At 61.1% G+C, this 14,235-nt stretch carries 18 protein-coding genes and 1 pseudogene; 9 read left to right on the forward strand and 10 right to left on the reverse strand.

Annotated features, from left to right (window positions below; translation table 11 throughout):
• Positions 1-121: 121 nt before the first annotated feature.
• Positions 122-310 (reverse strand): hypothetical protein, encoded by a 189-nt coding sequence (locus tag NKH43_RS08975; RefSeq protein ID WP_352857590.1) that lies wholly within the window; start codon positions 308-310, stop codon positions 122-124.
• A 1,035-nt stretch (positions 311-1,345) separates the two neighbouring features.
• On the reverse strand, positions 1,346-2,023 hold the full coding sequence (locus NKH43_RS08980) for a hypothetical protein (RefSeq protein ID WP_352857592.1): 678 nt from the start codon (positions 2,021-2,023) through the stop codon (positions 1,346-1,348).
• 293 nt (positions 2,024-2,316) lie between these two features.
• Between NKH43_RS08980 and NKH43_RS08985 the strand changes: the two genes are divergently transcribed.
• The 3 genes from NKH43_RS08985 to NKH43_RS08995 all read left to right on the forward strand — a co-directional run bounded on the left by NKH43_RS08985 (position 2,317) and on the right by NKH43_RS08995 (position 4,412).
• Positions 2,317-3,186: an MBL fold metallo-hydrolase gene (locus tag NKH43_RS08985; RefSeq protein ID WP_352857594.1), complete on the forward strand. Its 870-nt coding sequence runs from the start codon at positions 2,317-2,319 to the stop codon at positions 3,184-3,186.
• Between the two features lie 345 nt (positions 3,187-3,531).
• Complete coding sequence (locus tag NKH43_RS08990; protein ID WP_502906465.1) at positions 3,532-3,984, forward strand: YidB family protein; 453 nt, start codon at positions 3,532-3,534, stop codon at positions 3,982-3,984.
• A gap of 206 nt (positions 3,985-4,190) precedes the next feature.
• Complete coding sequence (locus tag NKH43_RS08995; protein ID WP_352857598.1) at positions 4,191-4,412, forward strand: hypothetical protein; 222 nt, start codon at positions 4,191-4,193, stop codon at positions 4,410-4,412.
• A 107-nt stretch (positions 4,413-4,519) separates the two neighbouring features.
• Here the strand turns inward: NKH43_RS08995 and NKH43_RS09000 are convergent, their stop codons facing one another.
• A complete protein-coding gene (locus NKH43_RS09000) occupies positions 4,520-4,771 on the reverse strand; it encodes a hypothetical protein (protein WP_352857834.1) in 252 nt (83 codons plus the stop codon).
• On the opposite strand from NKH43_RS09000, the pseudogene NKH43_RS09005 reads away from it, so the two are divergent.
• The 3 genes and pseudogenes from NKH43_RS09005 to NKH43_RS09015 form a co-directional block, all read left to right on the forward strand.
• Positions 4,704-4,912, forward strand: a pseudogene (locus tag NKH43_RS09005) (hypothetical protein); the annotation flags it as partial. The gene NKH43_RS09000 and the pseudogene NKH43_RS09005 sit on opposite strands and share 68 nt — an antisense overlap.
• Positions 4,909-5,196 carry an RES domain-containing protein gene (locus tag NKH43_RS09010; RefSeq protein ID WP_352857600.1) on the forward strand — a complete coding sequence of 96 codons (288 nt, stop codon included), beginning with the start codon at positions 4,909-4,911 and terminating at the stop codon, positions 5,194-5,196. The pseudogene NKH43_RS09005 and the gene NKH43_RS09010, both read left to right, overlap by 4 nt.
• Entirely contained in the window at positions 5,186-5,425 is a 240-nt protein-coding gene (locus NKH43_RS09015) for an RES domain-containing protein (protein WP_352857602.1), read from the forward strand. The genes NKH43_RS09010 and NKH43_RS09015 overlap by 11 nt, the downstream gene beginning before the upstream one ends.
• Before the next feature lie 35 nt (positions 5,426-5,460).
• Here NKH43_RS09015 and scpB read toward each other — a convergent pair whose 3' ends face one another.
• Both scpB and NKH43_RS09025 read right to left on the reverse strand, forming a co-directional pair.
• Positions 5,461-6,183, reverse strand: a complete 723-nt coding sequence (gene scpB / locus NKH43_RS09020; RefSeq protein ID WP_352857604.1) for an SMC-Scp complex subunit ScpB — start codon at positions 6,181-6,183, stop codon at positions 5,461-5,463.
• 2 nt (positions 6,184-6,185) lie between these two features.
• Positions 6,186-7,142 (reverse strand): DUF1403 family protein, encoded by a 957-nt coding sequence (locus NKH43_RS09025; RefSeq protein ID WP_352857606.1) that lies wholly within the window; start codon positions 7,140-7,142, stop codon positions 6,186-6,188.
• Positions 7,143-7,311: 169 nt separating this feature from the next.
• Between NKH43_RS09025 and NKH43_RS09030 the strand changes: the two genes are divergently transcribed.
• The 3 genes from NKH43_RS09030 to NKH43_RS09040 are packed head-to-tail and all read left to right on the forward strand — an operon-like array spanning position 7,312 to position 9,085.
• Positions 7,312-7,569, forward strand: a complete 258-nt coding sequence (locus NKH43_RS09030) for a type II toxin-antitoxin system VapB family antitoxin (protein ID WP_352492342.1) — start codon at positions 7,312-7,314, stop codon at positions 7,567-7,569.
• Positions 7,569-7,955, forward strand: a complete 387-nt coding sequence (locus tag NKH43_RS09035; RefSeq protein WP_352857608.1) for a type II toxin-antitoxin system VapC family toxin — start codon at positions 7,569-7,571, stop codon at positions 7,953-7,955. Before NKH43_RS09030 ends, NKH43_RS09035 begins: the two co-directional genes overlap by 1 nt.
• Positions 7,952-9,085 carry a site-specific integrase gene (locus tag NKH43_RS09040; RefSeq protein WP_352857610.1) on the forward strand — a complete coding sequence of 378 codons (1,134 nt, stop codon included), beginning with the start codon at positions 7,952-7,954 and terminating at the stop codon, positions 9,083-9,085. Before NKH43_RS09035 ends, NKH43_RS09040 begins: the two co-directional genes overlap by 4 nt.
• 134 nt (positions 9,086-9,219) lie before the next feature.
• On the opposite strand, the gene NKH43_RS09045 is transcribed toward NKH43_RS09040, so the two are convergent.
• The 5 genes from NKH43_RS09045 to repA form a co-directional block, all read right to left on the reverse strand.
• Complete coding sequence (locus NKH43_RS09045; RefSeq protein ID WP_352857612.1) at positions 9,220-9,738, reverse strand: RES family NAD+ phosphorylase; 519 nt, start codon at positions 9,736-9,738, stop codon at positions 9,220-9,222.
• On the reverse strand, positions 9,735-10,124 hold the full coding sequence (locus NKH43_RS09050; protein ID WP_352857614.1) for an antitoxin Xre/MbcA/ParS toxin-binding domain-containing protein: 390 nt from the start codon (positions 10,122-10,124) through the stop codon (positions 9,735-9,737). The genes NKH43_RS09045 and NKH43_RS09050 overlap by 4 nt, the downstream gene beginning before the upstream one ends.
• 227 nt (positions 10,125-10,351) lie before the next feature.
• On the reverse strand, positions 10,352-11,557 hold the full coding sequence (repC, locus tag NKH43_RS09055; protein ID WP_352857616.1) for a plasmid replication protein RepC: 1,206 nt from the start codon (positions 11,555-11,557) through the stop codon (positions 10,352-10,354).
• Between the two features lie 156 nt (positions 11,558-11,713).
• Positions 11,714-12,682 (reverse strand): plasmid partitioning protein RepB, encoded by a 969-nt coding sequence (gene repB, locus NKH43_RS09060; protein WP_352857618.1) that lies wholly within the window; start codon positions 12,680-12,682, stop codon positions 11,714-11,716.
• Between the two features lie 77 nt (positions 12,683-12,759).
• Positions 12,760-13,962, reverse strand: coding sequence for a plasmid partitioning protein RepA (gene repA, locus NKH43_RS09065; protein ID WP_023723090.1), 1,203 nt, complete (start codon positions 13,960-13,962; stop codon positions 12,760-12,762).
• Positions 13,963-14,235 lie beyond the last annotated feature (273 nt).

Below are 14,235 nucleotides of genomic sequence, written 5' to 3' on the forward strand. Positions count from 1 at the left end.
TCCGATTGGGGCTCGATTTTGGGTGCTCGTCAATGCGGTCCGAAATGCGGACGGCTCTCGCCTATGAGCCAGCGGAATGAGGCTCCTGGACTGCGCATGAACGGTTGCTGTGCAGTCGTCCTTACTTTTTCCGCTCATACGGGAACGTGGCGTTCCCATCATCCTCTCCGGATAGGACGCGAGGGTTGGCGCTAGAGACGCCGTCGTTCGTTCCCCCTTTATGGTTCTTCTCGGACTGGCCCCTGGCGTCCGCCTCTGGCGTCGGCTTGCCGGCCAGCTCTTTTTCAAAACGAGTGTTTTTTTTCGACATGGCTCTTTTCTCCATTGAGAAACGCCAACTCGATACGAGGAGCAAAGTTCCGCGGCCGGAACCAACCTCGTGCAGGTTGCTTAGTCGCCTGCTTCCGCTTTTGTACTTCGTGCCAAGAGGCGGTGATTACCCAGCAATCGAGTCGCAGGCAGGTCACGCTGCGATCACGCGCAGTCAAAGCACTTGCGGAAAAATTCCCGGCCCATGCAGAGCGAATACTCCGCCGGAACGGGCCTATGACCCTGGCGTAACGCTGATGACATTCTCTGTCCGCAGATGTCTACCGCCCCGCCGGCTTTGCTGTTCCGAAAGAAATGCCCCTCTACCTGTAAGTCGCACCAGAGTCCTGTCGCCGATGTCATTCTAACGGCGCTCATTGCCATGGGCACAAGGCACCCCTTCAGGCTGGTTAGGCTTCGCTTACCAAAAAAGATGACGTCTGAGGGAACACGGAAGCGCAGGCAAGTTCGGGGCGCAGTGGAGGAGATTGCGCCATGAACAGTATTATTTATCTCATCGGCCTCGTCGTCGTCGTGCTTGCGATCCTCTCCTTCCTCGGATTCCACTAGGAGACACCATGCAGGACCAGGACGATCAGGGCCGTCAGACGGCAAGGTGATGAGACACCAGTTCGGTCGCGGACCATGACCACGCCACGATTTGACCTGATCAGGCCGCGGCCCTCCAGCAGCTGAAGGGCGGCCCTAGGTCAACTTTATGCTGTGGTGCGGCTTTAAGGCAATCTGTTCCAGCCGTCATTCAAGCATCGCTGCCACTCTCTCAAATGGGCCAAGGCCGGCCTGATCTCGACGACCGACTGGAGCTGCCGCCCGATTTTGACCGCTCCAACGCGGAGCTTCGCCGGGATATCCGTGCATGCCATCGTCCACCGCAGCTGAAAGGCCTGTGCGGCTCGCTGGTCGTTTCGCCGCCTCAACTGGGGCGCCCGATATAGGGTTTAAAGCTGCGCGCTATCGGCAAGGCGATCTTGCAGCCGATCCCGTCAACCTTGTAAAGATCGAAGTCTGAACCCACTCACCAACGACGACACCCGCAAGATAAAGAACGGGCTTGTCGACAATGAGGTTGGCACGCTTGTTGGCTCAGACAAATCTGCAGGCGGGTTCGATCTCCCGCATTGCACGAACACCCGCGATGGCAGCCTTCACGAGATGCCGCTTGAACCAACCCACGTTTGTTCGGCCCCACGCGCGGGAAATAGCCGACCTCAACAGCCCATGCGAAAAAGGAGATTTCGTTGATGGGACACAACAGAGGCGGTGTTCCGGCGATCGAACGGTATACCCTCACGGCTTCTGCCGCGAACGAGGCATAGGCATCGATGAAATGCAGCGATCCCTGATCAACATGGTCTGGAGATCCGTAATGGAAGATGTCCCAGATAACCTGGACACCTGCCGATCGGGTCGCCTCGACCATTGGCGCCCAACTTGACCAGTCATAGGTCCCGGGAGCCGTTTCGATCAGGTGCCACCGCAGTCCGTCGCGGATGGTGCGACGGCCGAGTTCGGCGCAGCCGGTCGCCCAGGGCATGCAAATTATGCGAGGTCGCACGAATAAGATCGAGGCGAACCCCGTCCTTGCGCCGGTGCGAGGAGCACTCAAAGCCTGCCATGAAAAACTGGCGAAGCGTGAAGCTTGCGGAGCCGGAGCCTCCACCTGGTGCTCGTCCCTGCGCCCCACTTCGCTCATTCGAAGTCTCCTTTCCGCAGTCGGCTTCGAACTCGGCCGCCTTGTTAGGACCGGGAACCGCGTTGGCGAAATACCGCATCCAATCGGGCGCGCGCCATCTTCGTTGCTCAGTCCAGCTCGTCCTTGCGTGACCGGGTAATGCCGATTGGTCGAGCCTTTGTTCCTGTGGTGGACTGTCCGGAGCTGGGTGGCGAATGAGGAACAAGGAGGGGCGTGCCAAGTTCGGGGCGATATACCATCGCCGCCGATCAACTCGAGCGGCTGCTCAGCAACAAGAGAGGCACGGGATTAACATGACCGTTCAGATTCGACTTTCCGAGATCGACCACGCCAGGCGCGAGGATCGTGGCGACGGCGCTTGGAGCATCGCACCGGACTTGGGCTATTTGCGGCTAGCAATCGTCAATGTCGTGTTCTTCGGCGCACCGGGCAGCGGAGATCGGAACTGGGTGCTGATCGATACCGGGTTGCCAACGTCCCGCAGCAGCATTCTTGCGGTCGCGGAAAAGCGGTTTGGCACGAACGCACGGCCGGCCGCGATCATCCTGACCCACGGTCATTTCGACCATGTGGGAACGGTTCTAGACCTCGCGAATAAGTGGGACGTGCCTGTCTTCGCGCATCCACTCGAGCGCCCCTATTTGGCCGGAACCGCATCTTATCCGCCACCGGATCCCTGGGTCGGGGGTGGACTGATGGCGCTGCTTTCGCCGCTTTTTCCACGGGGGCCAATTGATCTTGGCAACCGTTTGGAACTCTTACCTGCCGACAGATCGATCCCCGGAATGCCCGGATGGCGATGGCTACACACACCCGGGCACGCTCCTGGGCATATCTCGCTATGGCGCGAGGAGGACCGCTCGCTGATCGTAGGGGACGCTTTCATCACCACCGGTCAGGAGTCAGTCTATGAGGTCGCCGTTCAGGATCTCGAGATGCACGGTCCGCCGCGCTACTTCACGCCGGACTGGGATGCGGCGGAAAGATCCGTGAAGCACCTGGCTGCCCTGAACCCGCAGATGATCATCAGTGGACACGGTGCGGCTGCTGAGGGAGTGGGCATGCGTCAAGCTCTTGACAGCCTGGCTGAGCGGTTCAGGGTGTTCGCCGTCCCGCCGAAATTGAAATTCGTGCGCGAGCCGGCGGCAGTCCAAGGTGGCTGAGGCTAACCGAGCCGCCGTCGTTCTGAAATATGGTCAAGTTGGGCAGACTCTATCTCTCGGGCCGGTAGAGTTACCCGTAGGGTGGCGCCCCCATAGTCGCCGACAAACTCTGACAAGCGGAACAAACCCGGAAGGCGCCGGGTTAGTTCGGCGCAGGGCGACGGCGGCCAAGCGCCCCGAAGTTCTGCGTAGGAGAAGACGTCAGATGGAAAACGAGTACCCCGAAGGACGCGTCCTCTCCGCCGGCGAGCCGACCGGCAAGAAGTTGTTCGAGCCCACACGCGTCGGCATCCGCCAAGACTTGGCTTCGATTCGCTCATGGGCCAAAACCGTGGAGGAGACCAAATGGCAAATCTGGGAAGATTGGCGATCGCGATGCTTGGCGTTCTGGCATACCAAAATCGCGACAAGCTCTGTGAATTGATTCCGGGAGCAGGGTATCTTAACCCAAACGACCCGCAACGCAGAATTCTGGCTCAGATAACGAATGGCGTGTCGAGGGCTGACCTTGGTGAGATCCTCGAACGGTTCAGGGAGGTGGGGGCAGGATCGAAGGTCGACTCGTGGGTTGGCAGCGGGCCAAACCAACCGATCGAGCCAAGGGACGTCGAAGCGGCAATGGACGAAGGTACACTCAGGTCCATTTCGATGCAGACGGGTCTTTCGCGCGAGGAGCTAATCAGAAGGATTGCGCGGGATCTACCCGAGACAGTCAACGAGATGACGCCGAATGGTGAATGGCCGCCTGAGCCGGCACAAGGCTTGGATAAGTCGACCCTGCTCGACAATGTATCCTAGGGGACACAGCTACGAATGCAGCCGGCCAAGGCGAGATCCAGGGTGGCAACTCTACACCGGGGGACGCTCCTACGCGATCGCCTTCATCCGCTCGCGAAGCTCGCGGTCATCCGGCCTGCTGGTCTCGTCGCCAACCGTCATGCGGCAACAGCCGATGGCTTTACACGCCCGCCGTTCGCTTGACCGAGGGTCCCATCAAAGGTGTAATGCTCGAAATCGGCACGGAGGACCCAGGTCTGATCGCAGAGCCGGACGGGTATATCAACGTGATGTGGCCGAAGGCCGAGGCGCTTCAAATGCCCGAGGGGCAGGAGCGGATGCGACAGATCATCGGCTGCATCGCAATCGTCGGTTTCGTTGTCCTCTTCGGGGGCTTGGCGATTCTTGACCGGAACGACGTCTCACGCGCACGGGCCAAAAAGCTCTGAGAGGTTGCCAAAGGCATTCGGCGTCATCGACGGCGAAGCGCCAGCATCGCCGCTGCCAGTCTTGCCACCGGTGAGCCAAACTGAACTGACTTTGCCTTTCATGCACGTTACTTTGCCGGACAAGGTGCGCCCGCCGCCAGCCAGTTCTCGATCGCCTGGTATGTTTCGTCCGCCGAGCTTGGCGCCGGCTCGCGAGCCGCTCCGGGGGGGCCAGCCGCAGGCAACCAATTGTGGTCGCGCACATGCAGCGTCACATACCGCAGGCTGCGCCCGCCAGGCGCAACCGCTACCTCCAGCGTGGTCTTCGAGGGCCGGATGCGCGAGATGGTGAAAGTGATCTCGGCGGCGACGGAACTCACCGGCGACGTCGACAAGGCGATCTACTGGTATCGCAATGACCCGATCGCCGACATGGCCATCGCACCGAGCTCGTCGCGGCCGGCCAGGTCGAGGCGGTTCTGGCCTTTATCCGGGATCTCGAGAATGGCGCGCGCGGGTGAGGATCACCCGCATCGGTCCAGACGAAATCTTCCATCGCTATCTGACTCCCAAATGGGCTTTCCTGCCCACCAGCGGTGCAGGCGCGGCGATGGACGGCGGTCGTTTCAACCGGTCGGGCATCGAGGCACTCTATCTGTCGCGTGCGACCCAGACGGCGCTTGATGAATACAAGCAGGGTGCCAGCATCACCCCGCCAGCCACCCTTGCCGCTTACAAGATTATGCTCGCCGAGGTGGCCGACCTTTCGCAGGGGTTCGACCCGGACATCTGGGATGGCCCGTGATTGTGCCTGGCGCCAGGTCGCTCGCACTCGACAAGAAGATTCCCGCCGTCGTGGAAGCTCCCCGATCTGGTCCATCACCGCCGGGCTTCGGGGCATCCTGTTTCCGTCGCTGCGTCACGCCGGCGGCACCAATCTGGTGATCTTTCCGGCCAATCTTGTCGACGGCGACCATGTCGCGGTTCAAGATCCCGATCAACGGTTGCCGCACGACCAGTCGTCCTGGTCGTAAACTTCCGACCGGAGCGTCGCAACGCGCCAATCCATTTAGGCCGTCTCGTCTCCAACGAAATCGACCCTTTCTTCTTCCTCTTCGCCGTCCGCTTCCCTGCTTGCCAGCCCAACCGGAATATCGCCGGCCAGCAGCTTCTCCTTCGACAACAACCCAGCATCCTCGAGCGCCTCGAAATCCGGTAGCTGGCGCAGCGTGTCGAGCCCGAACTGCGACAGAAAAGTCTTCGTCGTCACATAAGTATAGGGCGCGCCAGGTTGCGGCGAGCGCGGACCCGAAGCGATAAGATCCTGCGCGCGCAGCATGCCGATCAGGTCACGCGACACCTCCTTGCCGAAAAAGCTGGAGAGCTCGCCACGGGTGATCGGCTGGAAGTAGGCAATGCACATCAAGACAAGCGCCTCCGCCTGCGGCAATTCTTTTGCGCCCTCGCCCGCTGCCGTGCCGAAGGCTGCGTGAATGGCATCGCCAAAAACCTTTCTGGTCCGGTGCTGCCAGCCGCCGGCGACCGAGACCAGCTCATAGGGGCGGCCGGCGAGCTCGGCGCGGATGTCGTCGATGATCAGCTCAAGATTGCAGTTCTTGCCGACGACCCGCGCCAGCACCTCGCGCGGCACTGGTTCGCTGGCCGCAAAGACAACCGCTTCGACGCGGCCCATCCACTCGCGCCAGCGCAGTTCCGGCGGCAGATGTTCGAGCTCGGTATCGAGCAAGGCCGGCTGTTGGTTCGGCTTGCGGCGGGTGGACGCTTCGCTCATCCCTACAGCCCAAACAGACGAAAGGTGGTGCGGCCGGAAAGCTCGCGCACGGCCTCGAGCTGTTGCAGCCGGTCGAACAGGCGCCGCGCCGCAAACCGCGACAGGCTTTTGGTCGTCAGCGATCCGGAGAGGGCGTCGTCGTCGAGCAGTCTTTGGATCACATCGCCCGCCCCCTTTGCCCTGAGCTTCGGTGCGACGGCGATGAGCCGCTCCGCGCGCCGCGACAGCTCGGCGGCCAACCGGCAGGCGTCAGCCGCCGCTTGCGCCAGCGCCAGGCACACTGCCCGCTCAAACCCTTTTTCGCCTGGCCGGATCCGCTTGCCGCCGCCAGACTTGGACCGAAACGCCGGGCCAAAAGCGTGTGCCATCAGCAGCGGCAGCGGGCGCGGCCAGCGCAGGTTTTGCGCCAGCACGAGGTCGGCGAGCCACCAGGCAAAAAGCTCGGAGTCGGACTGCATGGCGACGACGTGGGCGGCGATTGCCGCCGCGGCGAACGGCGCCGGCCGCCCCGAGCGCGCCAGGTCGTCGATGTGTTCACAAACCGCGGCCAGCGCCTCAACGTCCCAATGGAGACCCATCTGGTCGACGATTTTTTCGAGCTGATCGGCGCTGGCAGCGGGCGGCTGCCCGGCCAACTGCCGCCAGGCGCCAAAGGTGGCGCCGGCGGGGCCCGGATCGGCTCCGGCCTGGCGCAGATGCCATGCGTCGCGCAAGGCGGTCTCGTCCTCCGAGCGCCCGGCCAGCCGCATGCTGGCGGCAGCGCATTTCAGCGCCAGCCGCTGGCGCCAGGCGCCGGCCCAGCCGGCTTGCGTGCGCGCGAGCGTCTCAAGCGCGCTCAAGGCGGCGCCGGCACAGAAGGCGGCGCCGGCGTCGGTGACGACAGCGCCGTTGGCCAGCGCCCAGGCCGGGACGACCGGCTCGAGAACGGGAATGGCGGCGGCGGGGTCGAGGCGAATCATGATTCTGGAGGGTAAAGCAGCCGTGCGCTTTTTGCGACAAACTTTGCACCAAAACGCACAGGCTGTCGTGCGCACATAACGAACGATAACGTTGCATTATCATTCGTTGTTTACGAGGCTGGGGGACCATGGTAGAATACGCCTGAAAGGTAGACTTTTGGAGTCTTTCGTGTCCCTGAACATCAAAAATCCAGCCACCGTTGCTCTCGCCGATGAACTCGCACGCCGCCAGGGTATCAGTAAGACAGCAGCCATTCATCAGGCCCTGAGCGAGCGCTTGCATCGCCTGGGCTTTGGAGAGACCGCTCAGGAGCGTTTGCTAGCAGAATTGCGCGCCATCCGAGAAAGAGTGGCACGATTGCCTGAACTGGATGGTCGCAGCGACGAGGAGATCATCGGGTATGACGAGCATGGAATCCCTAACTGATGGTGATCGATACCTCAGCCGTTGTAGCGATCCTTCGGAGCGAGCCTGAGGCACCAAGGCTGGAACGAGCGCTGGTCTCCGACCTAATCCGTCTGATCCCGGCAACCTGCGTGCTCGAGGCACGCATGGTGCTGGTCAGCAGGCGCGGCGAACACGCGTTGGCCGAGATCGATCTTTGGCTGCGCAAAATCGAGGCCGACATCATTCCTGTCGACTCCGAATTGGTTGACCTAGCGACCCAGGGTTGGCTGACCTACGGCAAGGGCCACCACCCGGCGGCGCTGAATTTTGCCGATTGCCTCTCCTATGCTTTGGCAAAGCGTGCGGACGAACCGCTGCTTTTCGTCGGCAAGGACTTCTCTCAAACGGATATCGAAGCGGCATGAGCTTGACTGACGACGCTCCAAGATCATCGGCTGCTTCCGGCGATGACGACATGCCCGACATCATCGACGTCGTCATGGAGATGGACGATGCCGACCACGGCTCGTCCCCTCCCCTTCCAGCCATCGCCAATCCCAGCCTGCCTGCGCATCTTGAGGCGCTCGCCGGCCGCGCGCGCGACTATATCGAGGCGGCGAGTTCGGCCAACACGCGCCGCGCCTACGCAGCCGACTGGAAGCATTTTTCGAGCTGGTGCCGGCGCCAAGGCATCGAGATGTTCCCGCCCGATCCTCAGGTCGTCGGGCTCTATATCGCCGCCTGCGCGTCAGGTACGGCTACTGGCGACAAAAAGCCTAACACCGTTTCAACCATCCAGCGCCGGCTTTCGTCGCTCTCCTGGAATTTTGCCCAGCGCGGCCAGCCGCTGGACCGCAAGGACCGGCATATCGCCACGGTGATGGCTGGCGTTCGCAACACCCACGCCTCCCCTCCCCGGCAGAAGGAAGCGATCCTGCCCGAGGATCTGATCGCCATGCTCGAGACCCTCGACCGCGGCACGCTGCGTGGTCTGCGCGACCGCGCCATGCTGCTTCTGGGTTTCGCCGGCGGCCTTCGCCGATCCGAAATCGTCGGCCTCGACGTCGGCAGGGATCAGACCGAGGACGGACGCGGCTGGGTCGAGATTTTTGCTGATAAGGGTCTGCTTGTCACATTGCGCGGCAAAACCGGCTGGCGCGAGGTCGAAATCGGCCGCGGCTCCTCCGACGCCACCTGCCCTGTGGTCGCTCTGCAGACCTGGCTAAGACTAGCGCGCATTGCGCACGGACCTCTGTTCCGGCGCGTTGCTGGTCAAGGCAGAGCGGTCGGTGTCGATCGCTTGAACGACCAGGAGGTCGCACGCCTGGTCAAGCGCGCGGCCCTGGCCGCCGGCGTGCGCGGCGATCTGTCGGAGGGCGAACGGGCCAAGAAATTCGCCGGCCACTCACTGCGCGCCGGCCTCGCCTCGTCGGCCGAGGTCGACGAACGCTATGTGCAAAAACAGCTCGGCCATGCCTCCGGGGAGATGACCCGCCGCTACCAGCGCCGCAGAGATCGCTTCCGCATCAACTTGACCAAGGCTTCCGGCCTCTAAGGAGGCAAAAGCCCCCTCCTCTGCCGTTCTTGCCTCTCGGGATCAGCGCACGCCTTCCACCTTGACCAGGCATTTTCGCTAAACGAATTGGTCACTTCTGTCGTTCGGGACCGCCCCTGCCCATCCGGCCTGTTTCATCGCAAGGACAGCTGGTCTTTCGGCAGCCGACCGCTCGGATCGAACACGTTCACCTTGTGCGGAAGATCCGGGCCCCAGTCCCATAGCACCAGATTGCGGTCCTCCGTCTCCGCGCCCGGAGCAAAACTCGGCACCAGAATTCCAGCGATGCCCTGAGGCCGCAGCCGGTCATAGATGGACCAGGATTTAGGTCGCTCTCCGTTGCCGAGAGCCGTGGCCCAGGCGCTCCCCATGTCCGTAAGCGTGACAGAAGTTTCTCCCCTCCCCTGCTCGGTCGTCAGATCAGTGATGTCCTCGCAGTCCACCTCATAGGAGCACAGCACGCAGGGGTCGATGCGATGCGCGAAGCCCTGGTTGGCTTCCTTGACAGCCGTCATGACGGTCAGCGCCAGATAGAGCGCGGGCACACCTTTGGGATTGAACCGAGCACCCCTGATCGCCGCTCCGTCACCGGAACTCGGCTTGAACGCCCAACGTGGATCATGCGCCCTGTAGCAGGTTCCGACAAACCTCAAGCAAAGCCACCAAGGGCCATGTGATCGAGGTAGTCGCGAATAGCAGCTGCCTTGCCGTCCTTCACGAGGGCTTCGGCGGTGCGTCCACCGAATGCCGGCAGCGGCTGGGCTCGGTACCAGGCCATGGCCTGTTCCTTGCCTCCCGCCCAATCCGTCACGCGGCTGATGATCTCGAGCATCTCGCGCAGACGGCTCTGCGTCTTGGCCGTGCGGCTGCGCTCCAGCCGATAGAGGGTTTCACGGGCAAGCCCGGCTGTCTGAGCCAACTGACCCTTGGACATTCCAAAGCTGTCGGCCACCTGGTCAACGGCAATTTTCCCGGCCCGGTCCATATAGGACAAAACCAGAGGTTCATTCTGCGCGGATATCTTGAGAGCCTGCCCCATGGACTTCCTTGTCATATTAGTAGCCGCGTTCACTGTGCAAAACATATGGCACTTATCGACTGGTTTCAAGCCCGCAGGCGCATGACGTTGCTTGGTGGCTCTGATTGCGTAGACCAGCTTGCGAGCTGCTTGGCACGTCGATCTCAGAACACCACCTTGCCATTCGTCTCCTCGACCGCGCCCGGACCACCAGCAACGGCAGCATTACGCACAAGAATTTCCAGCCCCTAGCCGGTCATTCTTGCCGTCGTGCCATTGGCCTTAAGCGCTGCCATCAGCATGGGTCCGACCGAGAACTGTCCTGCCCTCGCCTTTTCGGTCAGCACGCGCAGATAGCCCCCGGCCGAGTTGATATGCTGCGCCCTTTGCAGGATACAGGCAATCACGATCGCGGCGACCTCCTGGCCCATCACATGGCAAGCCTCCTCATACGCCGAGGGCGACACGCCAAGGTAGCCACGCACCTGGGCGGCGGTGATCATCAAATCGCGCCAGCTTGCGATTCCGTGGGCGGCATAGTCGGCAAGTTCGGGGCAGGCCTTCAGCACAAGTCCTATCGGAAAGCCTTTCGGCTTCTCGGCGTAGGCCGTTCTTGGTTCGACCGTCGCCCTGCTTTGTTCTAAAGCTGGTTCAAATACAAAAGTGGAGTCTGTGTTTGAATCAGATTGCTGCCGCTCATTTTGGGACTCATTGCCGCTAGGATTCGTGGAATTCATGAAGCTTTCCAGCATCATATCCACTTCGTCGTGAAGCAAGGAGAGCTCCGCAACAATCGCTTCCAGCTCCGACAGCCCTGCCCGCCGAGGAATAGCATCCACGATTGCTCTGAACCGCCTCCAAATGGTTCCCCAGTCGCCAGGAGCGCCTTCGTCGATCGCGGCTTCGACCAGCTTGTGAATGTCGCGCCGATGGAGGGTGATCCGCTCCCGCGTTAATTTGAGCGCCCGGCTGTCGGCGCGGACCTGCTCGGCAGCCTCCTGAAACTCCGCGGCCCGTGCAAGCAGTGGCGCCAGCGAGAACCCGAACGCCTCCTCGACTGCGCCGCCCTTTGCCTTGCGAGCGAACCGTTTGCCGTTTGGACTGTCTCGGCGGATGATCAGTCCGCTATTCACCAGTTCGGCCAGGTTCCTGCGCAGCGTGGAATCGGCCATGCCGTGCGCCCGCAGTGACAGCTGCGCGTTCGAAGGATAGACCATCAGCCCGTTCTCTTCGCTGATCTGATCGTCCGGATAGAACGATAGCAGTCCGCTGAGGACGGCTAGGGCGCGATCTCCCACGCCTATGATCGTCTTGCCCTCGCACAGCCAGCGATACACCTGCCATTTCTCGACGGCGGCCCCTTCAGGAATCTTTCGTGATGCCGTGTTCGCTTGCACCAAGGCAAGCGTCATCGGCCGCCGCCCAAAGGGCGTCGTCGCATAACCACTCTCCATTTCCCTCGCCTTTCAATCAGGCAAAAGAAAACTGCTCGTCGAAACGACGCCAACGACTCTTGACAGTGATTCGGGGAAATGCGATTCTCAGCTTGCTACAGACCTGAGAAGGGCTTCCGCGACGGTGACGTTCGGGGGCCTTTTTCTTTTGCGGTTTCAGTCTCCTGTTTTCTTTGCCGTTTCCGATGCCCTGAAAGCCTCGAAAAGCTCGTCGAGCTTGTCGGCGATGAATGCGCCGAAGGGCGATGCATCCTTTGACTTCAAGGCAAGCGTAAACACCTTTCCCGTGTCGGTGATCTTGGCTCGGACCGACTTGTCCTGGGGCACCCAGGCCTTTTCCTGAGGCTTCGATGCGGCTCGCGGCTGCTTCACCGGCGCATTCAAAAAGTCGAACAGACGAGCAAAACGAGCGTCACTGCCCGGTTCGGCGAAATCGGCACTTGTCACGTACTCTGCCGCCCGTGCGGCGGTCCGGGGATGCTCCATGAGCTTGGCAAGCTGCCACCAGCGGTCCCGGCCTATGCTCTTGGCGGCGCCGACGGCCACAATGACCTGCTCGGGAATGTTGTTGGTCACGGAGCGCATTTTCGAGAAGGTCGTATCGTCGAGCGCAAGGGCCGACTTCACCGTCTCCGGCGAATGGCCCCGCTTGAGAATGCGATCGGCAAAAAGCGTCCTTTCGATGAAGGACAGGTTGGCCCTGGCAGCATTCTCCTGGCCCTGCGCGATGACATGGTCCTCATCGCCGATCTTCTTGACGACTGCACGAACGGGCCTGCCCAGCTGGCGTGCGACCTTGACGCGCCTGTGGCCGAAGACGGTCTGAAACCGGCCGGAACTATCCGGGTGGGGTCTGACCAGAATCGGAGAATCCTGCCCTCGCTCGCGAATCGCCGCCAGCAGCTCATGAAATGCTTCATCGTCATCGTCCATGCGATCCGAGACGAATGAGGTGTCGACCAACCCCGGATCGAGATCGACGACCGAACTCTTAGAGAGCTCCTCGAATGACTGCATGATCGACCGGGATGCCCCGCGAACCGCATAGCCCGAGACATCCCCGCTGTCGGCGACTGACGTCGTCGCGGGGCCCATCACACTGCCGAATACATCCTTGCGCGCCATTCAATCACTCCGATTCGCAGCTAGTCGGCTGATTTCACGAGCAAAATTTCCACTTTTTACTGCCGTAAAATGCGCCGTCATGACCGCCCCCATGCGCGATGGATCAGCGCGACAATCTCGGAATTCACCGCATCCAGCGATTCGAGCGCCCGTTCGTAGGTCGAACGGGTAAAAGACGACTTTTCCACCTCGTAGAGCGTCTGTTTCGTCAGTCCTGCATCCGAGATTGCCGTCGACTTGAGCATGGGATTCTCGAGGATCTGGCCGGCAAGCATCGATTGCATGAACCCGACCATCTGTGCCTGGGGAATGTCGGTGGGTTCGTAGCGCGTGATCAGATAGCGGAACCAATCCAGCTCGATCGCAGCACCGGCGGCCTTGATGGTCTTCAATATGCCGCCGAGCATCAGCAGGAACTGGCTCATCGACATCAGGTCGAGCATCTGGGGGTGGACGGTGATGAGAACCGACGTCGCCGCCGACATGGCGGTCAAGGTGAGGTAGCCAAGTTGCGGCGGGCAATCGACCACGACCACATCATAGCGCTCGTCGACCTCGGCCAAGGCCTTTGCAATCCTGGTGAAGAACTGGCGGCCAACGCTGGACGATTTGTCCTGCATGGCAAGCGGCGTGTCGTACTCATACTCCTGAAGCTCGAGGTTGGCCGGGATGATATCCAGGCCCGGAAAATTGGTAGGCACGATGACGTCGGATATCGGCTTGCGCTCGTCGTCGTACCGGATCGCCTCATACAAAGAGAGATTGCGATCGAGTTCCGGCTGGAAGCCATGAAGAGCCGAAAGTGACGCCTGCGGGTCGAGATCGATGGCAAGCACGCGATGCCCGGTCAGCGCAAGGTGCTGGGCGAGGTGGGCCGCAGTCGTCGTCTTGCCGCTGCCGCCCTTGAAATTGACGACAGCAACCACCTGGAGCTTGTCTCCAGGCTTGCGGTGCGGGACGTATTTTTTTACCTCGGTCCTGCCATGCCGATCCAGAAAATGGCGCAGTTCAAGCATCTGTTCGGCGGTATAGGAACGGCGTCCGGAAGGTATCTGCTCGGGCAGGGGGCCCTTGCCCTCCAGATGGAGGCGCTTGAGATTGTTCTGCGAGACCCCGAGGTAGTGGGCCACTTCCGCCAGCGAAAAAGGACGAAGCGTCTTTGTTGCGTTTGGCGGAAACTTCTCCATGCGGAGCTGGTTAAGCCGCCGCGATATCTCTGCGCCCTGCTCGAGGATCTTGTCATCGAACTCGAAGCGTGGCAGCCGCATGGAGATATTCATTTCTGTCGAAACCTGAATTGGCGCTTTTTGTGAGCAATTCACTCAACAAGCGCCATTAAGCTCCGATTCGGCCGGTCCCGGCAAGAAGTTTTGGGTTAACAAAAGGTTAACGGCACTGACCGGCTTTTCTTGCTGCCAGCTGCTCTTGCCATCACGAAGGCAGCTGCTCGGTTTTTTGAGTACGGTATTGTCTTGCTATCCAAGCTAACGGCACGTTTTCTCTGTCATAAGGATCATATTTTACGGCAGTAAATCAGGCACGCTCAGAGGCGG

It is taken from the genome of Mesorhizobium sp. M1163 (assembly GCF_040318415.1).
Classification (GTDB): domain Bacteria; phylum Pseudomonadota; class Alphaproteobacteria; order Rhizobiales; family Rhizobiaceae; genus Mesorhizobium.